At 62.2% G+C, this 22,516-nt stretch carries 19 protein-coding genes and 1 tRNA gene; 14 read left to right on the forward strand and 6 right to left on the reverse strand.

What is annotated here, in order from left to right:
* Positions 1-100: 100 nt before the first annotated feature.
* From M2A_RS00770 to M2A_RS00790, 5 genes are all read left to right on the forward strand, one after another.
* The gene (locus M2A_RS00770; RefSeq protein ID WP_045442259.1) at positions 101-610 is read left to right on the forward strand and encodes a Dps family protein; all 510 of its coding nucleotides are present in this window, start codon (positions 101-103) and stop codon (positions 608-610) included.
* A gap of 213 nt (positions 611-823) precedes the next feature.
* Positions 824-1,483 carry a ribulose-phosphate 3-epimerase gene (gene rpe, locus M2A_RS00775; protein ID WP_045441758.1) on the forward strand — a complete coding sequence of 220 codons (660 nt, stop codon included), beginning with the start codon at positions 824-826 and terminating at the stop codon, positions 1,481-1,483.
* Positions 1,484-1,534: 51 nt separating this feature from the next.
* The gene (locus tag M2A_RS00780; protein WP_052379092.1) at positions 1,535-3,418 is read left to right on the forward strand and encodes a heparinase II/III family protein; all 1,884 of its coding nucleotides are present in this window, start codon (positions 1,535-1,537) and stop codon (positions 3,416-3,418) included.
* 119 nt (positions 3,419-3,537) lie between these two features.
* Entirely contained in the window at positions 3,538-5,139 is a 1,602-nt protein-coding gene (purH, locus tag M2A_RS00785) for a bifunctional phosphoribosylaminoimidazolecarboxamide formyltransferase/IMP cyclohydrolase (RefSeq protein ID WP_045441761.1), read from the forward strand.
* A gap of 18 nt (positions 5,140-5,157) precedes the next feature.
* Positions 5,158-5,574 carry an NUDIX domain-containing protein gene (locus tag M2A_RS00790; RefSeq protein WP_052379093.1) on the forward strand — a complete coding sequence of 139 codons (417 nt, stop codon included), beginning with the start codon at positions 5,158-5,160 and terminating at the stop codon, positions 5,572-5,574.
* On the opposite strand, the gene M2A_RS00795 is transcribed toward M2A_RS00790, so the two are convergent.
* Both M2A_RS00795 and M2A_RS00800 read right to left on the reverse strand, forming a co-directional pair.
* On the reverse strand, positions 5,571-7,049 hold the full coding sequence (locus tag M2A_RS00795) for an MFS transporter (RefSeq protein ID WP_052379094.1): 1,479 nt from the start codon (positions 7,047-7,049) through the stop codon (positions 5,571-5,573). The two genes, M2A_RS00790 and M2A_RS00795, sit on opposite strands and share 4 nt — an antisense overlap.
* 80 nt (positions 7,050-7,129) lie before the next feature.
* A complete protein-coding gene (locus tag M2A_RS00800; RefSeq protein WP_081875276.1) occupies positions 7,130-8,566 on the reverse strand; it encodes an MFS transporter in 1,437 nt (478 codons plus the stop codon).
* Positions 8,567-8,728: 162 nt separating this feature from the next.
* On the opposite strand from M2A_RS00800, the gene M2A_RS00805 reads away from it, so the two are divergent.
* A complete protein-coding gene (locus M2A_RS00805) occupies positions 8,729-9,718 on the forward strand; it encodes a D-2-hydroxyacid dehydrogenase (protein ID WP_052379095.1) in 990 nt (329 codons plus the stop codon).
* 66 nt (positions 9,719-9,784) lie between these two features.
* Here the strand turns inward: M2A_RS00805 and M2A_RS00810 are convergent.
* Positions 9,785-9,859, reverse strand: a tRNA-Gly gene (locus M2A_RS00810).
* Positions 9,860-10,131: 272 nt separating this feature from the next.
* Here M2A_RS00810 and M2A_RS00815 point away from each other — a divergent pair.
* Positions 10,132-10,662, forward strand: a complete 531-nt coding sequence (locus M2A_RS00815; protein WP_045441763.1) for a prolyl-tRNA synthetase associated domain-containing protein — start codon at positions 10,132-10,134, stop codon at positions 10,660-10,662.
* Between the two features lie 87 nt (positions 10,663-10,749).
* Here the strand turns inward: M2A_RS00815 and M2A_RS00820 are convergent, their stop codons facing one another.
* Complete coding sequence (locus M2A_RS00820) at positions 10,750-12,486, reverse strand: methyl-accepting chemotaxis protein (RefSeq protein WP_052379096.1); 1,737 nt, start codon at positions 12,484-12,486, stop codon at positions 10,750-10,752.
* A gap of 356 nt (positions 12,487-12,842) precedes the next feature.
* On the opposite strand from M2A_RS00820, the gene trxA reads away from it, so the two are divergent.
* Genes trxA through M2A_RS00840 form a run of 4 tightly spaced genes read left to right on the forward strand, consistent with a single transcriptional unit; the run spans position 12,843 to position 15,090 of the window.
* Positions 12,843-13,766, forward strand: coding sequence for a thioredoxin (trxA, locus tag M2A_RS00825; protein ID WP_156101651.1), 924 nt, complete (start codon positions 12,843-12,845; stop codon positions 13,764-13,766).
* A 52-nt stretch (positions 13,767-13,818) separates the two neighbouring features.
* Complete coding sequence (locus M2A_RS00830) at positions 13,819-14,502, forward strand: LON peptidase substrate-binding domain-containing protein (RefSeq protein ID WP_045441765.1); 684 nt, start codon at positions 13,819-13,821, stop codon at positions 14,500-14,502.
* Positions 14,503-14,518: 16 nt separating this feature from the next.
* Positions 14,519-14,734, forward strand: a complete 216-nt coding sequence (locus tag M2A_RS00835) for a Trm112 family protein (protein ID WP_045441767.1) — start codon at positions 14,519-14,521, stop codon at positions 14,732-14,734.
* Positions 14,731-15,090: a gamma-butyrobetaine hydroxylase family protein gene (locus M2A_RS00840; protein WP_045441769.1), complete on the forward strand. Its 360-nt coding sequence runs from the start codon at positions 14,731-14,733 to the stop codon at positions 15,088-15,090. Before M2A_RS00835 ends, M2A_RS00840 begins: the two co-directional genes overlap by 4 nt.
* Before the next feature lie 10 nt (positions 15,091-15,100).
* On the opposite strand, the gene M2A_RS00845 is transcribed toward M2A_RS00840, so the two are convergent.
* Entirely contained in the window at positions 15,101-16,354 is a 1,254-nt protein-coding gene (locus tag M2A_RS00845) for an FAD-dependent monooxygenase (protein WP_045442275.1), read from the reverse strand.
* A 132-nt stretch (positions 16,355-16,486) separates the two neighbouring features.
* Between M2A_RS00845 and M2A_RS00850 the strand changes: the two genes are divergently transcribed.
* Positions 16,487-17,848 carry an amidase gene (locus tag M2A_RS00850; RefSeq protein ID WP_045441771.1) on the forward strand — a complete coding sequence of 454 codons (1,362 nt, stop codon included), beginning with the start codon at positions 16,487-16,489 and terminating at the stop codon, positions 17,846-17,848.
* 69 nt (positions 17,849-17,917) lie between these two features.
* Here the strand turns inward: M2A_RS00850 and M2A_RS00855 are convergent, their stop codons facing one another.
* The gene (locus M2A_RS00855) at positions 17,918-20,161 is read right to left on the reverse strand and encodes a PQQ-dependent dehydrogenase, methanol/ethanol family (RefSeq protein WP_052379097.1); all 2,244 of its coding nucleotides are present in this window, start codon (positions 20,159-20,161) and stop codon (positions 17,918-17,920) included.
* A gap of 403 nt (positions 20,162-20,564) precedes the next feature.
* On the opposite strand from M2A_RS00855, the gene M2A_RS00860 reads away from it, so the two are divergent.
* Positions 20,565-20,903, forward strand: coding sequence for a P-II family nitrogen regulator (locus M2A_RS00860; protein ID WP_045442278.1), 339 nt, complete (start codon positions 20,565-20,567; stop codon positions 20,901-20,903).
* Positions 20,904-20,913: 10 nt separating this feature from the next.
* A complete protein-coding gene (locus tag M2A_RS00865; RefSeq protein WP_045442280.1) occupies positions 20,914-22,269 on the forward strand; it encodes an ammonium transporter family protein in 1,356 nt (451 codons plus the stop codon).
* The last annotated feature ends 247 nt before the right edge of the window (positions 22,270-22,516 follow it).

Genomic DNA, 22,516 nt, shown 5'->3' on the forward strand with positions numbered 1-22,516 from the left:
TTTAGAAGCGTTCTTGCTTGTGAATGATCCCATCACTTCCGGCCCCGGGGCACTCTCCTCCCGCCCCTGGCAGGCCGGCAAGACGATAAAGGAGAACGTCATGAGTAAGGTTGCTGCCCTGAAAGGAAACCCCCGCGAATCCCAGATCCATACCGGCATCAAGGATGAAGAACGCAAAAAGCTCGCCGACGCGCTGGGCGGCGTTCTCGCCGATACCTGGGTGCTGCTCGTTAAAACCCAAGGTTTCCACTGGAACGTGGTCGGCCCGCATTTCTACGGCCTGCACAAGCTGACCGAAGAGCATTACGAGGATCTTTTCGCCGCCCTCGACGATCTGGGGGAACGGATTCGCGCGCTCGGCCATTTCGCGCCCCAGAGCCTCTCGGAGGTCTCCGAGCTTTCCTCCATCAAGGAGCAGGAAAACCCGGCTTCGGCGGATAAAATGATCCATCAGCTCATCGACAATCACGAGAAAATCGTGCGCCGGCTGCGCAATGCCGCCGAGCATGCCGACAGTGCCGGGGACAAGGCGACGGACGACCTCCTCACCCAGCGCCTCGAAAAACACGAGGAAGCGATCTGGATGCTGCGCGCGATCGTCAGTGAATAACCTCACCCTTAAAAGCGCTCAGCGTTTCCGGGCGGCGTCTCTCCTTCTCGGCGCCGCCCGTTTTTTGTCTGAAGGCCCCTTTTTTGTCTAAAGACTGCGGCCGGTGACCGGCGGACACAGGCCCCGGCCCTTGCGCCAAGTTTGCTTGCGCGCCCGGAATCGCGCTGTTAAGCATGGACCTTAAGAGAAAGACCCCTTAGGCAGCACGAGTAAATGAGCCAGAGCATCAAGATCGCCCCGTCCATCCTGTCCGCCGATTTCGCCCGCCTGGGCGAGGAAGTGCGGGCCATCGACGAGGCCGGCGCCGATTACATCCATGTCGATGTCATGGACGGGCATTTCGTCCCCAACATCACGATCGGCCCGAATGTGGTCAAAGCACTCCGGCCGCACTCGAAAAAGACCTTCGATGTGCATCTCATGATTGCCCCGGTCGATCCTTACATCGATGCCTTTGCCGATGCCGGCGCCGACATCATCACCTTCCACCCGGAAGCCGGCGCTCATATCCACCGCACCATTCAGTCGATCAAGGCGCGGGGCCTGAAAGCGGGCCTCTCGCTCAACCCGGCCACGCCGTTGAATGTGATCGACCCGATTTTGGAAGATCTGGACCTCATTCTCGTAATGAGCGTTAATCCGGGCTTCGGCGGGCAATCTTTCATCGAATCGAGCCTGCCGAAGATCGAGGAACTGCGCCGCCGCATCGACGCCGCCGGAAAGGCGATCGACCTGGAAGTGGACGGCGGCATCAATATGGAAACCGCGCCGCGCGTCATCGCCGCAGGCGCGGATGTCCTGGTCGCGGGCACCGCCACCTTTAAGGGCGGCCCGTCCGCCTATGCGAGTAATATCAAGGCCCTGCGCGGCTGAACCAGCGCCGAAGGCCTTGAGCAAGGGAGCCGCACGAAGCGGGTTTAGGCCTTGAGCGAAGAGCTTGCCGCATCACGCGCGCCGACCAAAGGCGCCCGGTCCGAACATCACATCATGCCCCCGGGCAACCGGACGGCCGACCTTTGTGTCGCTGCGGCCCGGCGCACCCTCGATCATGCGCTCGCTTATATTTACGGCACCCGCGTCTATGGGCTGACGCTGCGCGGTCCGATGCCGGACCATATGGTGCATTACCCCAAAGATTTGCGGCCCGGCCGCGCCGATAAAGGCGCCGCGCTCATGCATGGCCGCTTCGATCTGCCCGGCGGCCAGGTGCGTGTCACCGACACCTCGCCCTTTTTGGCGGCGGCGCCGAGCGAAACCTGGGCCGAAGAGCTGCACGGCTTTTCCTGGGCCCGGCATCTTTCCGCCCGGGGCGATGCCCATGCGCGCCAATTCGCCCGGCTTCTGATCGAAGACTGGATCGCAACGAGCGGGCGCTGGCATCCCATTGCCTGGCGTCCCCATGTGATCGGCCGCCGCCTCATCTCCTGGGTCGCCAATGGCCGGCTGATCATGGAAAACAGCGAGCTCGTTTACCGCTCGACGCTCCTGCGCAATATGGCAAGTCAGGCCCGTCATCTCGCCCGCGTGGCAGGCGGCGCCCCGGCGGGCGAGCCGCGGCTTACGGCGGCGCTCGGCCTTGCTTTTTCCGGCCTCTGCCTTTCCGACGGACCGAAAAGGCTCGCTAAGGGTCTTGCCCTGGTCTGCCGGGAACTGCGCGAGCAGATCCTGCCCGATGGCGGCCATATCAGCCGCAGCCCCGCCGCCCAGCTTTCCATCCTGCTCGATCTCGTCTCACTGCGCGAAGCCTTGATCGCCCGGCGTCAGGAAGTGCCGATGGATGTGCGCAACGCCATCGACCGGATGATGCCGATGCTGCGCTTCTTCCGGCACGGCGACAGCAAGCTGGCGCTTTTCAACGGCTCGAACGAAGGCCCGGACGGGGCGATCGATGCGGTGCTCGCCTATGACGACACGAAGGGCAAACCCTTCGGCTTTGCGCCCCATTCGGGCTATCAGCGCCTTTCGGCGGGCAAATCCACCCTCCTTATCGATACCGGCCCGCCGCCGCCCGGCCGCTATTCCCATGACAGCCACGCCGGCTGCCTTTCCTTTGAAATGAGCGCCGGGCGCTGCCGCCTGGTGGTCAATTGCGGCGACACACGCCTTTTCGGCCCGGACTGGCGCGCGGCGAGCCGGGCGACCGCCGCTCATTCCACCATGGTGGTCAACGACACGTCATCCGCCCGCTTCACCCAAGGGGCGATGGCCCATCTCCTGCTCGGGCCCCGGCTCATGGAAGGGCCGAGCCGGGTGGAAAGCCGGCGCAACGAAACGGCGGACGGCATCTGGCTCGAAGCCAGCCACAACGGCTATCAGAAGCTTTTCGGCCTGATCCATGGCCGCCGGCTCTTCCTTGCCGCCAATGGCGAGGATTTGCGCGGGGAAGACCATCTCCTGCGCGTTACCGACGACGACACCCCGCCCTGGCATCCCGATTACTGGAAAAAGAAGACCGAGGGCGAGGCCTTTGCCCTGCGCTTTCATCTCCACCCGGAAGCGCGCGCTTCGCTGGCCCATGACGGCTCCAATGTGCTCGTCATGCTGCCGAACGGGGATGGCTGGCAGTTCCGCGCAAGAGTGCTGGGCGGCGGGGAAAGCACGCTTACGCTCGAGGACAGTGTCTATCTGGGCGGCGGCGAGACCACCCGCCGCTCCGAGCAGATCGTCGTCTCCGGCCATGTCTTCAAGGACGAGGCGAAAGTGCAATGGGCCTGGCGGCGGCTCTCGAATGCCCGCCCCACAAAGGGCGAGGAGGCCGAAGTACCCGAATTCCCGGAACTGACCCCCGCCTCCCCGGCATCGGACTAAGTTTCAGCCTTCACATAAATGGCAGGATTGCCGCAGGCAGGCCCCGCCCGCTTGGCGCGGAGCGCGCTTTCATGCTATCGCCCTCCTCAATTGTCCTCCCGCCAACAAATGAGCCAATCATGCCGCACGCCAAAGCAGCCGATATTCAGCCCATCCGCCGGGCGCTGATCTCCGTTTCCGACAAGACGGGGCTGATCGAATTCGCCGCCGCCCTCAATGAGGCGGGCATCGAGCTAGTTTCCACCGGCGGCACCGCCCGGGCGATCAAGGAAGCGGGCCTGCCGGTCAAGGACGTCTCGGACCTGACGGGCTTTCCGGAAATGATGGACGGACGGGTAAAGACCCTGCACCCCATGGTGCATGGCGGGCTTCTGGCCGTGCGGGACAATGAAGATCACAAATCCTCCATGGAAGTGCATGGCATTGCCCGCATCGACCTTCTGGCGGTCAACCTCTACCCCTTCGAGGAAACCGTGGCGAAGGGCGCCGACTATGAAACCTGTGTCGAAAATATTGACATTGGCGGCCCGGCCATGATCCGCGCCGCGGCCAAGAACCACGACTATGTCACCGTGCTGGTGGACGGCGCCGATTATGCGCAGGTGATCGCCGAGATTACGGAAGAAGGCGGCACGACGATGAAGACCCGCCGCGCCCTTGCCCATAAAGCCTATGCGCGCACGGCTGCTTATGACGCGGCCATCTCCAACTGGTTCGCCGATGAGCTGGCCGTGGAAGCGCCGACCTACCGCGCCATCGGCGGCACGCTCAAACAATCGCTGCGCTACGGCGAGAACCCGCATCAAAAAGCAAGCTTCTATGTCACCGGTGAAAACCGCCCCGGTGTCGCCACCGCCGAGCAGGTGCAGGGCAAGGAGCTGTCCTACAACAATATCAACGACACGGACGCCGCCTTTGAATGCGTCGCCGAGTTCAACCCTGAAGAAACGGCAGCCGTCGCCATCATCAAACACGCCAATCCTTGCGGCGTCGCGATGGATGGCTCGCTTGCAGAGGCTTACCGCAAAGCGCTGAAATGCGATCCGGTCTCCGCCTTTGGCGGCATCATCGCGCTTAACCGCACGCTGGACGGGGAAACGGCGGAAGAAATCGCCAAGATCTTCACCGAAGTCATCATCGCCCCCGACGCCGATGAAGAGGCGCGCAAGATCATCGGCGCTAAGAAGAACCTGCGCCTGCTGGTCACGGGCGGCCTGCCCGACCCGCGCGCGCCGGGTCTTTTCGTCAAAACCGTCGCCGGCGGCTTCCTCGCCCAGACCCGCGACAATGGCGTGATCGACGATCTCGACCTTAAAGTCGTCACCAAGCGCAAGCCGGGCGCGCAGGAACTGGCGGATCTGAAATTCGCCTTCCGCATCTGCAAGCATGTGAAATCGAACGCCATCATCTATGCCAAGAACGGCGCCACCGTGGGCATTGGCGCAGGCCAGATGAGCCGCGTGGATTCAGCGCGCATTGCGGCCCGCAAATCCGAAGATGCCGCCCGCGAGGCAGGCGAAACTGAAGCGCTGACCAAAGGCTCAGTCGTTGCCTCCGATGCCTTCTTCCCCTTTGCCGACGGGCTTTTGTCTGCGGCGGAAGCCGGTGCCACCGCCGTCATTCAGCCGGGCGGCTCCATGCGCGATGAAGAAGTCATCGCGGCGGCGGATGAAAGAGACCTCGCCATGGTCATGACCGGCATGCGCCATTTCCGCCACTAAGAAAAAGCGCGGGCAATCATGGAAGATCGAACCACCCATGCCATTGCCGTTAAAGCGCATATCTGGCGCGCGGGGAAACTCTTGATCCTGAAGCGCCAGGAGAGCGACGAAGAATATGGCGGCTACTGGGACATTCCCGGCGGCCGCCTTTTACCTGGCGAAGACGCGCGGCAAGGCCTTGCGCGCGAAGTACGCGAGGAAACGGGATTGACTCCCTCAAAAATCCGCCCTCTGACGGTCTGGGATTATGAGGCGGGCGGCACGAAAGTTATCGGTCTTTCCTTCCTTGCCCGCACGGAAGAAGAGAGGGTGCGCCTTTCAGCCGAGCACAGCGCCTATGCCTGGATGGCGCCGGAGGAAATTCATGCCTACCGCTTTGCCGCCAATCTGGAAAAAGAAATTTCCTGGATCATCGAAAAAGGCTGGCACCTTTAAATTTCATCTTCCACAGCTTCCGCCCGCTCCTCACGCACGAACAGCATGAGCGCCATGCCGCCGCCAAGGAGCAACAGCACGGAGGCAAAACCTGCCCGCTGGCTTTGGAAAGCGGAGGTCGCGACCCCTACCAGGAGCGGGCCGAGAAAGGCCGTTGCCGTACCCGACAGCGCATAGAGCCCGAAAAATTCCGACATCTTGGAGACGGGCGCGATGCGCGCCAGCATGGTGCGGGAATTGGCATAGGCCGCGGTGATGAAAATCGCGACGAGAATGACGACGCAGACATAAAGAAGTTCCGGCAGAGTGCGGAAGAAAGGCAGATCCCAAAGCGGCTGAGCACTTGCCGCATCGTAAGGAAAGATGAAAAACATTTCCTGCGGCGTCATGGAAACGGCCAGTACCACGCCGAGCGAGGTAAAACCGATCGAAGTGAGGATGGCATTGCGCGAGCCCAGATGATTGTCGAGCCAGCCGCCGACGAAACCGCCCAGCACCGCAAAGACGGAAAGCACCACACCGTAAATCGTCAGCGCCAGCGGCCCCCAGCCGAAAACGCCCGCCGCATAGACCCCGCCGAAAATCAGCACCGCCGTCTTGCCATCATTGTAAAGCATCCGCGCAATGAGATAGAGCGCGATATTGCGGTAGTGACGCAGGCCCTTCACCGTGTGCCAGACCGTCTTCACCCCCTCCCGCACCGCGCCTTTGGGGGAAAGGCCCGTTGCCTTTGCATCGGGCGTGAAAAGGAAAAGCGGCACGGCGAAAACCAAAAGCCAAAGCGCGGCAATGGGCCCGGCAATGCGGCTATTTTCATGGGCGCTGGTGTCGAGCCCAAAAAGCGGCACCTCGGGAATGAAGCTCCACGGCACGGCGCCCGGCAGCATGAAGGCGATCAGCATGAAAATCAGAATGATAAGGGAGCTGAGATTGCCGAGCGCGAGGCCGAGACCGGAAAGCCCGGCAAGTTTCTTCTGCGGCGCGATATGCGGCAGCATGGAATTGTGAAAGACGGCGGAAAACTCGAACGAGACATTGGCGATGATCACGGCGGCCGCCGCGCCCAAAATACCGATCCCGGCATCCATCGGCAGCGCGAACCAGAGGCAGAAAGTGGCAAAGCCCATGGAAAGCACGAAAGCGGCAAGCCAGGGTTTGCGCCGCCCGCCTCTATCCGCAATCGCGCCTAAAAGCGGGCCGAAGATCGCAATGATGAACCCGGCAATGCCGTTGATATGGCCCCAGATCGCCTGGCCGTGCACCGGATCGCCCACCACGGTACTCGAGAAATAAGGCGCGAAAATATAGATCGTAATGAGGATCACATAAGGATTGCGCGCCCATTCAAAGCCCGCCCAGGAAAGCTGGCCTTTGCCGTCCGCCGCCTCAAGCCCCGTTGCGGATAAAAGCTGCGCGCTTGCCTGACCCGGCACCTGCACGCGCACGGGCTCTGAATTCCGGTCTTCAGCCGCCACATTCCCCTCCCTCAACAGCGTTTCTGCCGAACGCTTGACAAGGAGTGGAGCACAGGACGCGCAAAGATGAAAGCCGCCCTTTAAAGCGCGGCGCTGCGTTCTTCCCGCACGAAGAGAAGACCGAGAAGCCCGATAACCAGAAAGCCGATGATCACGGCAAGGCCCGCGCGCTGGCTTTCGTAAATCCCCGTGGCAACGGCAATCGCAAAAGGCGCGATGAAACTCGTTGCCTTGCCCGAAAGCGAATAAAGGCCGAAGAACTCCGTCATCATCGAGGCGGGCGCAAGGCGCGCAAGCAATGTGCGCGAGGCGGCCTGCGCGGGCCCGCCGAACACCCCGATCAAAATACCGGAGAGAAGATAGACTTGCTCGGCAAGGGACGAGAAAGGCGCGCCGCCCGGCTCCACCGGCGGTACGGCGATAATGAAGAAAATTTCATCGCGGGTAATCGACACCGCAAGCAGCACGGAGAGCACGAGGCCCGTCACGGAAAGGACGATGGTGCGCTTGGAGCCGATGGCATCGTCAAGCCGCCCGCCGGCAAACGCGCCGATGGCCGCAAAGATAGAAAGCACGATGCCGAAAATCGCCAGCGTCTCGATCTTCCAGCCGAACGTGCCCGCCGCATAAATCCCGCCGAACGCGAAGATCGCCGCCAACCCGTCATAATAGACCATGCGGGAAATGAGAAAGAGCGCGATATTGCGGAATCGCCCGAGGCTTGAAAGCGTGTGGCCGAGCTGAGCCAGGCCTTTGCGCGCGGCCTCGGACAGCTTCATGCGCGTGCGCGGCACATCGGGCGTGAAAAGCAAAAGCGGTAGAATGAAGAGAAGGAACCAGAGCCCCGTCATCGGCCCGGTGAAACGGTCCGCCTCATGCAGCGCCGGATCGAGCCCGAGAATGGGCGCAAGGCCCGCCAGCGTCTTGCCCGTTTCTTCATTCGCCACCATCAAAAGCAGCACGATAAAAAGCGCGATGAGCCCGCCCACATAGCCGATACCCCAGCCGAAACCGGACAGCCGCCCCATCTTCTTTTCCGGCACGATGGCGGGCAGCATGGCGTTGTTAAAGACGATGGCAAATTCCATGGAAAACGCGGCAACCACCACCGCGCCCATGATGAAGAACGCGCCCTCAGGCGCGCCGGGCATGGCGAACCAGAGGCAGGAGATGGCAGCGGCAAAGACAAGCGAGAAAAACGCAAGCCAGGGTTTGCGCGCGCCGGTCTGGTCCGCGATCGCCCCGAGAATGGGCGAGCCCAGCGCGATGACGAGCCCGGCCATGGACTGCGTATAACCCCAAAGCTCCTGCCCGCGCACCGCATCGCCGATGAAGCCGGAGGCGAAATAAGGCGCGAAGATAAATGTCGTGATCAGCGTGTAATAAGGCTGATTGGCGAAATCGAACATCGCCCAGGAAAAGCGCCCGAGCGAGGAGGCCGGTGTGCCGCCGCTCACCGTCAAGTGATCGCCGTCTTGCGTAATGGCTTGCGTGACCGTTTCTTCTTGCGCGCTCATGGCTCCCCCTTGATCCCCTGCCTAGCCTGACGATCTTGCGCGCCGGCGCAACTTAAAAAGCAGACGCGGCGTAGCGCGCCTCCATGACAGGTTCAAGACAGAGCCGGCTTCGCACGGTATAACTCGGCCAACGAATGAATGAACGAGACGGGAGGATGGGTCATGCGCGTGCTGATGGGCAAAACCGCTTTTGAACGGGTGGGCGAACGGGCCAAGAAAATCACTTCAGGTTTCACCCCGCTGATCGTCACACCGGAAGGCGAAATTCAGGAAGAGGGCAAGGCGCTCGCCAAGGGCGACGCAAAGCCCGATGCCGCCTGGCTGAGCACCGACATCCTGATGACGAAAAGCATTTTTCCGTTCGTCGAAACGCTGCTGGCGGGCGGCACTCTCAAATGGGTGCAGTCGGGCGCCGCCGGTTTCGATCATCCGATTTTCAAGGACATCGCCAAGAAGACGGAGGCCTTCTGCAATTCGAACGCCCATTCCATTCCCATCGCCGAATATGTGATAGCAAGCGTCATGGCCGAATTGCAGCCCATTGCCGAGCGCCGCGCCGCTCAGGCGGAAAAGAAATGGCAGCGCCTTGGCTTCCGCACGGTCTGGGGCACGAACTGGCTCGTCATCGGCCTCGGCAATATCGGCTCTACCATCGGCGCGCGGGCACAAGGCTTCGGCGCCCATGTCACCGGCGTGCGCCGTTCGGCAAAGCCGTCCCCCGGCGCGGATGAAGTCATCACACCGGCAGAGGTGAATGAGGCGCTCGGCAAGATGGATGTAATCGTGCTCGCCTGCCCGCTCGATGAGACGACGCGCCACCTCGTGAATGCGGATTTTCTCTCCCGCCTCAAAGAAGACGCGATCCTTGTCAATATCGGCCGGGGCGGGCTTGTCGATGAAGCCGCCCTTTTGAAAGGGTTGGATGAGGCGCGCCCCGCCGCCGCGCTGCTTGATGTTTTCGAGACCGAGCCGCTGCCCACCGAAAGCGCCTTCTGGGCGCATCCGCGTGTGCGCCTCACGGCCCATTGCGCCGCCTGGAGCCCCGTCTCGGAAATTCAGAACGACACGCTCTTTCTCGATAACCTTGCCCGCTTTTCCAAAGGTGAAGCGCTCTTGCAGGAAGTGCCCCTCGCTCAAATCCTGGAAGGATAAGCGCAAGCGGCGCCATGCGCGCCGCGGCGCTGGCGTTCAAAAAGCTGAATATACCGAGAAGGAAAATGGAGCGGGCGATGAGATTCGAACTCACGACCCCAACCTTGGCAAGGTTGTGCTCTACCCCTGAGCTACGCCCGCCCACCGGGAGAAGCGCCCCAAACGAGGCGCTGTCGAGGGCCGTTATATGCCTGAGACGGCGCGCGATTGCAAGCCCGATTTAGGCACTATTTTCGGGCTATTTAGGGGGTTTTGCCGCTCCCGGCTTGTCCCGCGCCCCGGCCCGGAACAAGAGACGCCGGGTTTCGGCGCCCGGTTTTGACAAAGAATAGGGCCGGAACGTAAATCTTCTCCCACGCAAACGGCCCGCGCCTTTTCGAACCGCCCGAGCCTTTTCAAACCGGAAGAGACCCATGCTGACCTGCAAGGAAGATCTGCTCGCCCATCTTGCTTCCCTCGGCCTTGAAACCGAGACGGTGGAACATCCCCCGCTCCACACCGTGGAGGAAAGCCAGGCCTGGCGGCGGGACATGGCGCCGGGCGGGCATTTCAAGAACCTCTTTCTGAAGGACCGGGAGGGCCAGCTCTGGCTCATCGTGGCGCTGGAGGAAACGAAGATCCGCCTCAACAGGCTTTATAAGCGCATGGAGGGCGCCGCCCGGCTTTCCTTTGCCAGTGCCGAACTGATGGAAGAGGTGCTCGGCGTCAAACCGGGCTCCGTCACACCCTTCGCGCTTGCCAACGATAAAGCACACCGCGTGCGCCCCGTCTTCGATAAAGGCCTTGAGGCCCATGAGCGGCTTTATTTTCACCCCCTCGACAACCGCGCCACCACCGCCATTTCGAGGGCCGGCTTCATGGCCTTCCTTGCCGCATGCGGTCATGAGGTGACCTTCATGACGCTCGACGAAGAAGCAGAGCAGGAGGCCGGACAAGAGGCCTGATAAAGAAAGGGCGCCTGAACAGCCAAGCGCCCCTTCCCGTCCCCAATGCCCCTTGGAGCTTTATGCGCTGCCGCGCGATTGGGAGCTTTATGCGCTGCGGCGCAACTGTTCGAGAAGGCCTCCCATCGCCTGTTCCAGCGTCTCGGTCTGGCCGGAGACGAGATCGACGGCGGACATCAGCTTGCCGGCGGATTCTTTCGTTTCCTCCGCATTCCGGCGCACCGTCTGAATGGCGCTCGAGACGGCCTGCGAGCCGGCGGAGGTGCGCTGGATATTATTGGAGATTTCCTGCGTCACCGCGTCCTGCTGCTCGACGGAGGAGGCAATGCCCGTCGTGTTCTCGCCAAGCTCGGTGATCGAGCGTCGGATGCTTTCCATCGCCCCGCTCACCTCGCGGCTGGCGGCGGCAAGCTCGGCAATCTTGGCTTCGATCTCTTCCGTCGCCTTCGTCGTTTGCCCTGCAAGGGCTTTGACTTCCGAGGCAACCACCGCAAAGCCCTTGCCCGCTTCCCCGGCCCGCGCCGCCTCGATCGTGGCATTGAGGGCAAGCAGGTTCGTCTGTTCGGCAATATCGTTGATAAGGCCGATGATCTCCGAGATGCTGTCGGCGGAAGCCATGAGATGGGCCACCTTGCCGGACGTGTCACCGCTTTCACCGGCCACGCGGTCCGCCAGATTTGCTGCCGCGCGCACATTGCCGGAAATCTCGCCGATCGAAGTCGAGAGCTCTTCGGCCGCGCCCGCCATGGTCGAAACATCCTGGGAGGAAGCATCGGCCTGGGCCGTCACTTCCTGCGCCGTGGCACCCGTCTCTTCGGACTGGCGGCTCATCGCATGGGCTTCCTCGCGCATCTGGCGCACCGCATCGGCGATCTGGCGGATGACGCCGCCCACCTGGCTTTCCATGTCGCCGGCAAGACCCGCCAGAAGCTGCTGGCGTTCCTCGGCGGCTTTGCGCTCCAGTTCCTGCTGTTCGGTCTGCAGGCGCTGGCGCTCGGCCACGCTTTCGCGCAGCACATCGACGGCCTGCGCCACCTGGCCGATCTCATCGGCCTGGCCGCGATAAGGCACATCGATATCCGAGCGGCCCTTGGCCACTTCGCTGATCGTTTCGGTGATGCGCACGAGCGGGCGCAGCATCATCCGGAACGAGACGACGGCGATACCGATGGTCAGAAGCAGCGCGATCCCGGCCACGATGAAAATGCCCTCGCGCACATTGGAGCGCATGACGGCGACTTCCGCCTTTTCGACCCCGGCATAGAGAATGCCGATAATGTCGCCCGCCGGATTGTAGATCGGCTCGTAGATCGTGTAATAGGCCTTGCCGAGAATGTTCGCTTCGCCCCGGAACGTCTCCCCCTTCATGATCACAGGATAGACCGCGCCGTCCTTGCCGAGCGGCGTGCCCACCGCACGCTTGCCCGCTGACGCGCCGATATTCGTCGTCTTGCGCCAGAAATCCTGCGAGGCTTTATCGAAGGCGAAAACCGTCACCGTCTCGCCCGTCATATAGCCGATCCGGTCGATCAGCTTATGGTCGCTGAACTCGGGAATGGCCGGCATGGTGAGTTTTTCGATCACGCCATTGTGATCAGATGAAACGTTAAGCTCGGGCACCGCCTCGCGCAGCTCATTCGCCGCCACGCGCAGATTGTCCTGCTGCTTTGCGTTCACCTGCCGCTCGATTTCACCGGCCATTTGCCACTCGGTGGAAACCGCCATGGCCGCCACCAGAACGGTCATTAACATACTGACCAATAAGGCGCTTTTCGTCGTCATCCGGATGTCGGAAAAGCGGATACGGGAGAATATTTCTGTCATGCCTGCCTCATGCCTCGGCTCGGCGGATGACCGCCGGGTTCGTCTTAAGCCTAAGGCCGGGCGCTTTGAAAAACGGTGAATATCAAGGTAAAAGCAAAATTTCGAAATGAGCGTTCGGGGCAGGTTTCCCCTCCCTCCGTCTCTTTCGTCGCAAGCTGCAAAAACCGGACGGGAAGAACCGGCCCCGGCCCGCCCGCGCGCCCGGCGCCGGCGCCGGGAAAAGCCCCGACTTGCAGGACGCGCTTTCCCGCTTTACATCCTAGGGCACACCCGGCCAGGCGCCGCCTGCAAGCGGCGCTCTCAACAAACGATTGCAAAAACGACTGCCGCGGCCGGGGGCCAGAAAGGACAGTTTCATGGAACCGGTCATGCCAAACCAGACAGACGGGGCGGGCGGCCCTCAAGGCGCCCTGATCAAGGACACCACGACCGAGACTTTCGCCGCGGATGTGCTCGATGCCTCCATGGAAGTGCCGGTCATTCTGGATCTCTGGGCGCCCTGGTGCGGCCCCTGCAAGCAGCTCGGCCCCGTGCTGGAAAAGCTGGTGACGAATGCCGGCGGCGCGGTGCGGCTCGTCAAAATGGATATCGACCAGCACCCGGAAGTTGCCCAGCAGCTGCGGGTGCAGTCCATTCCTGCCGTCTTTGCCTTTAAAAACGGCCAACCCGTGGACGGTTTTACGGGCGTTCTGCCGGAAAGCCAGCTCAAACAGTTCATCGAGCGCCTGGCAGGCCCCGTCGGCCCGAGTCCGGCCGAGCAGATGCTGGAAGCAGGCCATCAAGCGCTGGAAGCGGGCGATCTGAACCGCGCCGGCCAGCTTTTCGCCGGCTGCCTGCAGGCAGAGCCCGGCAATCCGGAAGCCATTGCCGGGCTTGCCCAGTGCTATTTGAAAAGCGGCGATGTGGAGCGCGCCAAGCAGACGCTGGAGCTCGCCCCGCCCGAACAGCGCCAGCACGCCGCCATTTCCTCGGCCCAGGCCGCCATCGCGCTCGCCGATAAGGCAGCGGAAGCCGCCTCCGTCGACACCTCCGCGCTCGAGGCGCGCCTTGCCGAAAACCCGAAGGATCACGAGGCCCGTTTCGAGCTTGCCATGGTCAAGAATGCCCGCGGCGACCGGGAAGGGGCGGTGGACGAGCTGCTTACCCTGCTTACATATGACCGTAAGTGGAACGATGAGGCCGCCCGCACCCAGCTTCTGGAGCTTTTCGAGGCTTATGGCCCGATGGACGAAGTGACGAAAACCGGCCGGCGGCGGCTTTCCTCGATCCTCTTCAGCTAAGCGCTATGTGAGAAGCTGAGGCCATTGAAACGATCATGAAAGCAGCCCGCCGATGAGCTTTATCGACCGATACCGGAGCCCGGCCGATTTGCCGGAGCGCCTCCCGGTTTTTCCGCTCGCCGGGGTGCTGCTTCTGCCGCGCACGCAGATCCCGCTGAATATTTTCGAGCCGCGCTATCTGGCCATGGTGGATGCCGCGCTCGCGGGCGACCGGCTGATCGGCATGATCCAGCCCGACGGGCTGGAGGCCATGGCGGCCCAGGGCGATCCGGCGGCAAAACCGGCGATCCATAAGGTCGGCTGCGCCGGGCGCATCACCTCCTTTTCGGAAACCGAAGACGGGCGCCTCCTCATCACGCTGACCGGCATTTGCCGCTTCAAGGTGAAAGAGGAGCTCGACACGATTACCCCGTTCCGCCAGGTGCATGCCGATTTCAGCCCTTATGCGGACGATCTCAGCGCCGATACCGGCGCGGACAAGGTGGACCGCGAGCGGCTTCTGGATGTCCTCAAACGCTATCTGACGCGCTATGATCTGCGCGCCGACTGGCAAGCGATTAAAAATTCGGGCAGCGAAACACTGGTCAATTCGCTTTCCGTCATCAGCCCTTACGGCCCGGCGGAAAAGCAGGCGCTGCTCGAAGCCAAGACTCTGGAAGACCGCAACCAGATGCTGATCGCGCTCACCGAAATGGCGCTCGCGGGCGACAGCGAAGACGGCACCAACCTTCAATAGTCCTTGGGAGGGACAGATGGCAAACGCGACAGGCGATTCACAACCGGGCATCGACCGCAAGCTTCTGGAAATTCTGGTCTGCCCCGTCACCAAGGGCACGCTTGTCTATGACAAGGAACGCGGCGAGCTGATTTCGGAAAAGGCGCGCCTTGCCTATCCGATCCGCGACGGCATTCCGATCATGCTGCCCGAGGAAGCGCGCAACCTGGATGAAGAGAGCAGCCCGGCATGAGTGAGGGACGCCCCTGGCCGACCGATGTCAATTTGAACAAGGGCGAGCAGGTTCTCGAAATCGCCTTTGACGACGGCGCGCAGTTTCATCTGCCTGCGGAATATCTGCGTGTCGAATCCCCCAGCGCCGAAGTGCAGGGCCATGGGGGCGATGAAAAGAAGATCGTGCCCGGCAAGGAGCATGTGCGCATCGAGGCACTGGAATCGGTGGGCAATTATGCCCTGCGCCTGATTTTCGACGATGGCCACGATAGCGGCCTTTATACCTGGGATTATCTTTACGAGCTCGGCGCCAACCAGAACGAGAAATGGCAGACCTATCTTGCCGAACTCGCCAAGCGCGGCCTGAACCGCTAGCGCGAAAACCTTAAACCGGCTCGCCTTTAAGCAACTTCGGCACATCACCGCTGCCGCCCGCCGCCTCGCGCATCAAAAAGCGCCGGGCCGGGCCGAGCTTGCCGACAAGCCCGAGGCCGACATCGCGCAACAGCCGGAGCGGGCCCACATCGTTGGAGAAGAGCCGGTTAAGCCCGTCCGTAACGAGCGCGAGCGAAACCGCATCGAAGCGGCGCCAGCGCTGATAGCGCTCGAGCGCGGCAAGCGAGCCGATATCGAGCCCGACCCGCGCCGTCTCCGCCGTGACCTCGACAAGCGCGGCGGCATCTTTCAGCCCCCAATTGAGCCCTTGGCCTGCGAGCGGGTGCAGCACATGGGCGGCATCGCCGACAAGGGCAATGCGCTCGCTCACATAGTCATGGGCAAGCTGCAGCCCGAGCGGATAAGACCAGCGCGGCCCGACCGGGCGGTGCGCGCCCAGATAATCGCCGAAGCGTTTCGCGCATTCACGCGCAAAACCTTCTTCGTCCATGGCCATGATGGTTTTGGCGAGCGCCGTCTTCTCGCTCCAGACAAGCGAGGAGCGGTTGCCTTGCATCGGCAAAATGGCAAAGGGGCCGGAGGGAAGGAAATATTCCTGCGCCGTGCCGTCATGGGGCAGTTCATGTTCGACCGTCGTCACGATGCCCATTTGATCGTAGGACCAGCCGACGGTTTTCAGCCCCGCAAAGGCGCGCAGCCGCGAGGCGCGCCCATCGGCAGCAACGGCAAGACGCGCGCGGATCACCCGGCCGCTGGCAAGGCGCACCTCGACGCCGCCTGCATCGCGCGCGAAACTTTCCGCCCCATCGGGCGCGATCTGATGAAGCGTGTCCGGCGCGCGCTCCGCCGCCTTTTGCGCAGCGATGCGGATATGCCTGTTCTCAGCCATATGCATAAGGGGCCCGGCTTCATTGTCAGCCGCATCGAAATGCAAAAAGAAAGGCGCGGCGCGCCCGCCCACTTTACCGTCCGTCACCATGATGTCGGTGACAGGCTGAAGCCGGTTTTCAAGATGAGGCAGCACGCCGAGCTGGCCGAACATGGCAAGGCTGGCAGGAGAGAGCGCGGAGACGCGCCCGTCAAATTCCGCCCGCGCCACCTCTTCGGGCGCCTGCGCATCAATCACCGCCACCTTAAACCCGGCTTGCGCGAAGCCGAGCGCAAGCGGCAGGCCGACAAGGCCGCCGCCCACAACGGCAATATCGAACATCTCGGGATCTTGTTTGCTCTGCGCTGTGCTCATGGCCCCAAAATCACGCGATCGGGCGTCCATGTCCAGTAAAAGCAGGGCGGGCTTTCACCGCTGCAGCCATTTGCCGCTCTCATGCTTGCCATAGGCCGCCGATTGTAGGAGCGTTCGGAAAAAGAGGACCATATGAGCGGCACTTATCACGACATGCCGGCGCGGGCGCTCGGCGCGGAAATCGAAAAAGGCGCGCTCGATCCGCGCGAGCTGACCGAGTATTTTCTGGCGCGGATTAAGGCCGACCCGTTTTCGGACCGCATTTTCACACACGTCCTGGCCACCCGCGCGCGGGCCGAAGCGGCGGCTGCCGCCGAGCGCGCAAAAAGAGGCCTGCGCCGCTCGCCGCTCGACGGGGTGCCCATCACCTATAAGGACCTTTTCGACACGAAAGGCTGCGAGACCACCGCCGGCTCGAAGCTCCTCAGCGGGAACATGCCGGCGCGCGATGCAGCCCTTGTCGAAAATCTCGCCCGCGCCGGGCTCGTCACGCTGGCCAAGACCACTATGACAGAGCTTGCCTTTTCCGGCCTCGGCCTCAACCCCTATTTCGGCACGCCGCCCAATCCTTTCGATGCAACCTGCGAGCGCGCGCCGGGGGGCTCTTCCTCCGGGGCAGGCGTCGCGCTTGCCCGCGGGCTCTGCGCCGCTTCCATCGGCACGGATACGGGCGGCTCGGTGCGCATCCCGGCAAGCTGGAACGGGCTGACGGGCCTTAAGACCACGGCGGGGCGCATCTCATTGCACGGCACGGTGCCGCTCTCCCCGAGCCTCGATACGGCAGGCCCGCTCACCAAGGATGTGGAAGACGCCGCGCTCTTCTTTGCGCTTATGGCGGGCGTCAAAGCCCCCGATCTTTCCCATCCAAGGAAACGCGATACCCATGTGCTCATCGCCCGCGGCATCGGCTTTGAGGATCTGAGCCCCGGCATCGGCGAGGCGGTGGACCACGCGCTGCGCCTCTTTGCCAAACGCGGCATCCATATCAAGGAAACCAAGCTGCCGGTGCTGGATGAGATGAACGCCCTGACCTGGCAGGCACCGAACCTCCTTGCCGCCGAAGCCTATGCGCTTTGGGGAGAGGCGATCGAGAAAGCCCCGGAGAAAATGTTCGCCCCCGTGCTGAAACGCTTCCGCATGGGCCAGAACCCGGACAGCGCCGCGCTCGGGGCCAAATGGAAAAGACGCGAGGAACTGCGCCGTCTCTACCTGGAAGAAACGGCAGGCTATGACGCGGTACTCCTGCCCACCGTCTCGCTCAGCCCGCCGCCCATTGAGGGGCTGATGGAAGACGATGCCGCCTATGGCAAAGCGAATGTAAGCGCGCTGCGCAACACGACGCTCGGCAATCAGCTCGGCCTTTCCGCGATCACGCTGCCCGTGGGCAAAGACACGCTCGGCCTTCCCGTGGGCCTCATGGCGATGGGCGCCCCGCATGGCGAGGAGCGCCTCCTTCGCCTTGGCCGCTGCCTTGAAAGCGTGCTGCATCCTTGAAGCACCTAAAAGAAAACGCCGCCGGAAAACCGGCGGCGTTTTGCTTCATCTTTATAAGGAGGATTGAAATCAGTTGGCAGGTGCCAGCCGCTCTCTATCCTCACGCGCGCGCTTGATGATATAGCCATAAATGTCTTTGACATCGCGCTCGCTCAAAAGATCGCCGAAGCTCGCCATGCCGCGGTCCTTCAGCATGCCGCCGCGCACGATCTCCATGAAGTTTTCCTTCACCGCCGGCGACATGCGCCGCAGGTCGGGCACGACGCCGGAGGAGATGGCCAGCGCGCCGTGGCAAAGCCCGCAATGAGCCATGAACTGCACTTCGCCGTTGCGCAGCTGTTCTTCCGTCAGCTCCACCGGCTCATGCGCCGGGATCGACTGATCCTTGATCGCAACTTCCGGCAGGTCGGCCTTGCCGCCGACTTTGAAGACGAGAAGACGGCCTTCGTTCTGATATTTGGCCGCCGCCGTCTGGCGCGCATCACCCGAGGCAATACCGACGCCGCCATAGCCCGCCATAACGGCGATATATTGCTCGCCGTCCACCGCATAGGAAATCGGCGGGGCAATGATGCCGGTCTGAATATCGGCTTCCCAGACCTTCTCGCCCCGGTCCGCCGTATAGGCGACGAAGCGCCCGTCGGCGGTGCCCTGGAAGACGAGATTACCGGCAGTGGTCAAAACGCCGCCATTGAGCGGAGCAGGCAGATCGACCACCCAGCGCGCTTCCTGCTTCACCGGGTCCCAGGCTTTCAGATAACCGGCGGCAAGCGGAATTTCGCCCATGGCATTAATCGCATCGACATAGTCGCCCCAGTCTAGGCCCGGGTTCCACCAGTTCTCTTTCACGTCATATTCGCGCTCTTCGCGCCATTGCCGCTCCAGCGAATAGATGCCGGCGATCTCCTGCGTCGGGATATAGACGAGGCCGGTATTCGGGTTATAGGCCATGGGGTGCCAGTTATGCCCGCCATTGGCGGACGGCAGCACCACTTGCGTCGTCTTGTCGTAAGCCAGCGCCGGGTTTTCCACCGGACGGCCCGTTTCAAGATCCACATGGCTTGCCCAGGTGACGGTGATGTAATTATCCGCCGAGATCAGCTTGCCCGTTTCCCGGTCGATCACATAGAAGAAGCCGTTCTTCGGCGCCTGCATCAGCACTTTGCGCGTCTCGCCGCCAATTTCCATGTCGGCCAGAATGATGTGCTGCGTGGCGGTGTAATCCCAATTATCGCCCGGCGTCGTCTGGTAATGCCATTTCAAGTCGCCCGTATCGGGATCGATGGCGAGGATCGAGGAAAGATAGAGATTGTCCCCGCCGCCCGGCGAACGGATTTCGCGGGTCCAGGGCGAGCCGTTGCCGACGCCGACATAAAGCGTGTCGAGCTCGGGGTCATAGGCCATGGAATCCCAGACCGTGCCGCCGCCGCCGACTTCCCACCAGCGCCCGCCTTTCCAGGTATCGACCGCTTTTTCAAGGGCGGGCGATTCCAGCGGCTTGGACGGATCTCCCGGCACCGTATAAAAGCGCCAAAGCTGCTCGCCCGTATTGGCGTCATAGGCGCTGAAATATCCGCGTACGCCATATTCAGCACCGCCATTGCCGATAATGACTTTGCCCTTCACCACGCGCGGCGCGCCGGTGATCGTGTAAGGCGCACCCGGAATGGTGTTCTTTTCCCAAATGACGGAACCGTCCTTGGCATCGAGCGCGATGAGACGCCCGTCGAAGCTCGCCGCGAAGATCTTGCCCTCCCAGGCGGCGACGCCCCGGTTGACGATATCGCAGCAGCCATAGCGCGCCCACTCACCCGGCACTTCCGGATCATAGGACCAAAGCTCTTCACCGGTCTTGGCATCGAGCGCATGGACGACGCCCCAATTGCCGGTCGTATAAATCACCCCGTCGATAACGAGCGGCGAGGCTTCAAGGCCGCGCGTCGTGCCGGTATCGAAAACCCAGGCGGGGGCCAGCTTATCGACATTTTTATCCGTGATCTGATCAAGCGGCGAGAAACGCTGTTCGCTATAGGTGCGCCCATGGGCAAGCCAGGAACCAGGCTCGCTATCGGCATTTGCGATGCGCGCGCCGGTAACGGCGGCCGGGCCGCTTTCTTCTTGGGCTGCCTGTTGCCGGGCCGCTTCTTCCGGCGCACTCATTTCTTCTTCCGGCGCTGCCGTCATTTGCGGCATCGGCGCCTCGCCCTCGCCGCCGCCCGGCGCCCCGGCAAATTGCCAGACGATCACGCCTGCCAGAAACAGGCCCGCCGCCGCATTGACCGCGACAGGCCACATGGATTTTGTTTCGGACATTCCGCACCTCCCCAGGTGTTGGTTGTTCTTGTTCATTGGCTTGCAGGCAGGCGCGCCGCCCCCTGAAAGGCCCCGCCTGCTTTTTGCCTAAGCTTACCCGATCGGTTTCAAAGGAAAAGTACGGACTCCGACTCCGCTTTACCGATTTTCTGCATATTTTTTGATCATCAATAAGTTTGTGCATAAAAATTGTGCATATTTGCGCTCTGCACAGCGCTCCTTTTGCGGGCAGTTCTTCAGATTCGTTTAACGGATTCAACGCTTTAGGGCGTCTTCCGGCAAACCGGCACGCTTCTTGGAAAATGAAACCCCATCAGCCGTCCGGCAGTTCCTGGAAAGAGCGATCTGGATGGGACCGCCGGATGGCCGCGAAAGGCCAAAAGGTCAAAAAGGGGAAGAGCAGATGAAACTAGTTATGGCAGTCATCAAGCCGTTCCGGCTCGACGCCGTTAGAGAAGCGCTCACCTCGCTCGGGATCGAAGGGTTGACCGTGAGCGAAGTGAAAGGTTTCGGCCGGCAGAAAGGCCAAACGGAAATCTACCGCGGCGCCGAATACGCCGTGAACTTTCTGCCCAAGCTGAAAGTGGAAGTCGTCGTGAAAGACGGCGATACCGACCGAGTGGTGGATGCCATCGCCGCGGCCGCGAAAACCGGGCAGATCGGCGACGGCAAAATCTTTGTTGGACCGGTCGAACAGGTCATGCGGATCCGTACCGGTGAAACTGACGCAGAAGCCCTGTAGGAGAATGGAAATGACACGAGTTAAGCAGACACTCACACTACTTGCCGGCGCGGGGCTTGCGTCCATGGCCCTTACCGGCGCGGCTTTTGCGCAGGAAGAGCCCTTCACGCAAACGCCCGAAGAAACCGCCTTTATCTTCAACACGCTCCTGTTCCTTTTGGGCGGCATCCTCGTCATGTGGATGGCGGCCGGCTTTGCGATGCTGGAAGCAGGCATGGTGCGCACGAAAAACGTCGCCATGCAGTGCACGAAGAACATCTCGCTCTTCGCCATTGCCGGCATCATGTATTACCTCGTCGGCTATAACCTGATGTATGCAGGGGTCGATGGCGGCTGGATCGGCTCGCTGAGCCTGTGGAGCCCGGACGACAGCGCCGCGCTCGCAGAAGCAGGCGCCACTTTCGGCAATGGCGGCGGCTACGCGGCCTCTTCCGACTGGTTCTTCCAGATGGTGTTCGTTGCCACCGCGGCCTCGATCGTCTCCGGCACGCTGGCCGAGCGCATCAAGCTGTGGCCATTCCTGATCTTCACGGTCGTTCTGACGGGTTTCATCTACCCGATCCAGGGCGCCTGGCAGTGGGGCGGCGGCTGGCTCTCTGAAATGGGCTTCTCCGACTTTGCCGGTTCCACGATCGTGCACTCGGTCGGCGGCTGGGCCGCGCTTGTCGGCGCCATCATCCTCGGCGCGCGTCACGGCAAATACGGCGCCAACGGCGAGATCAACCCGATGCCGGGTTCCTCCATGCCGCTGGCAACGCTGGGCACGTTCATCCTGTGGCTCGGCTGGTTCGGCTTCAACGGCGCTTCCCAGCTTGCGCTGGGCACGGGTGCGGACGCGGTTGCCGTCTCCAACATCTTCGCCAACACGACCATGGCAGCCGCCGGCGGCGTGGTTGCGGCGATGGTGCTCACCCAGCTCCTCTACACGAAGGTCGATCTGACCATGGCGCTGAACGGCGCGCTGGCCGGCCTCGTGTCGATCACGGCTGAACCTCTGACGCCGGGCATCGGCTGGTCGCTGATCATCGGCGGTCTGGGCGGCGCGCTGGTCGTGGTTGCGGTTCCGCTGCTCGACAAGCTGAAGATCGACGACGTCGTGGGCGCCATCCCGGTCCACCTTCTGGCCGGTATCTGGGGCACCATGGCTGTGCCGATCACCAATAGCGGCACGAGCTTCGCCGTCCAGGCGATCGGTGTGGCCTCGATCGGTGCCTTCGTCATCGTCGCCTCGCTCGCCTTCTGGCTGGCCCTGCGCTTCACGATCGGCCTGCGCTGCTCGGAAGAAGACGAGGTGCTCGGGCTCGACAAAGCTGAAATCGGGCTGGAAGCCTATCCCGAATTCGGAACCGGCTCCAAGGCCTACTAAACCTCTCCTCCCAGCCCCTCCCGAAGGTCCCTCCGGGGACCTTCCTCGGGGTCGGACGGGGCCTTGTGCCACCACCATTGAAGGCCCCGTCCTCACTGGAGCCCGGACCCCAAAAGGTCCGGGCTCTTTTTGTTTGGACGAAGACGCATCGAGCCGCCGCGAAATCAGGCAGCCCAGTCGCTCTGCCTTCGATTTAGGCAGCACTCTTTGGGCAAATGACCGGCATTTAGGCAAGTCCGGCATTGCC

The organism is Tepidicaulis marinus (assembly GCF_000739695.1).
GTDB classification, from domain to species: domain Bacteria; phylum Pseudomonadota; class Alphaproteobacteria; order Parvibaculales; family Parvibaculaceae; genus Tepidicaulis; species Tepidicaulis marinus.

What these genes read in the sequence shown, in the direction of transcription:
- trxA (WP_156101651.1), top strand. Translation starts at nt 12,843, where the DNA reads ATGGAACCGGTCATGCCAAACCAGACAGACGGGGCGGGCGGCCCTCAA.
- M2A_RS00840 (WP_045441769.1), top strand. Translation starts at nt 14,731, where the DNA reads ATGAGTGAGGGACGCCCCTGGCCGACCGATGTCAATTTGAACAAGGGC.
- M2A_RS00820 (WP_052379096.1), bottom strand. Translation starts at nt 12,486, where the DNA reads ATGACAGAAATATTCTCCCGTATCCGCTTTTCCGACATCCGGATGACG.
- M2A_RS00790 (WP_052379093.1), top strand. Translation starts at nt 5,158, where the DNA reads ATGGAAGATCGAACCACCCATGCCATTGCCGTTAAAGCGCATATCTGG.
- M2A_RS00860 (WP_045442278.1), top strand. Translation starts at nt 20,565, where the DNA reads ATGAAACTAGTTATGGCAGTCATCAAGCCGTTCCGGCTCGACGCCGTT.
- M2A_RS00855 (WP_052379097.1), bottom strand. Translation starts at nt 20,161, where the DNA reads ATGTCCGAAACAAAATCCATGTGGCCTGTCGCGGTCAATGCGGCGGCG.
- M2A_RS00850 (WP_045441771.1), top strand. Translation starts at nt 16,487, where the DNA reads ATGAGCGGCACTTATCACGACATGCCGGCGCGGGCGCTCGGCGCGGAA.
- M2A_RS00865 (WP_045442280.1), top strand. Translation starts at nt 20,914, where the DNA reads ATGACACGAGTTAAGCAGACACTCACACTACTTGCCGGCGCGGGGCTT.
- M2A_RS00815 (WP_045441763.1), top strand. Translation starts at nt 10,132, where the DNA reads ATGCTGACCTGCAAGGAAGATCTGCTCGCCCATCTTGCTTCCCTCGGC.
- purH (WP_045441761.1), top strand. Translation starts at nt 3,538, where the DNA reads ATGCCGCACGCCAAAGCAGCCGATATTCAGCCCATCCGCCGGGCGCTG.
- M2A_RS00770 (WP_045442259.1), top strand. Translation starts at nt 101, where the DNA reads ATGAGTAAGGTTGCTGCCCTGAAAGGAAACCCCCGCGAATCCCAGATC.
- M2A_RS00845 (WP_045442275.1), bottom strand. Translation starts at nt 16,354, where the DNA reads ATGAGCACAGCGCAGAGCAAACAAGATCCCGAGATGTTCGATATTGCC.
- M2A_RS00805 (WP_052379095.1), top strand. Translation starts at nt 8,729, where the DNA reads ATGCGCGTGCTGATGGGCAAAACCGCTTTTGAACGGGTGGGCGAACGG.
- M2A_RS00835 (WP_045441767.1), top strand. Translation starts at nt 14,519, where the DNA reads ATGGCAAACGCGACAGGCGATTCACAACCGGGCATCGACCGCAAGCTT.
- M2A_RS00800 (WP_081875276.1), bottom strand. Translation starts at nt 8,566, where the DNA reads ATGAGCGCGCAAGAAGAAACGGTCACGCAAGCCATTACGCAAGACGGC.
- M2A_RS00830 (WP_045441765.1), top strand. Translation starts at nt 13,819, where the DNA reads ATGAGCTTTATCGACCGATACCGGAGCCCGGCCGATTTGCCGGAGCGC.
- rpe (WP_045441758.1), top strand. Translation starts at nt 824, where the DNA reads ATGAGCCAGAGCATCAAGATCGCCCCGTCCATCCTGTCCGCCGATTTC.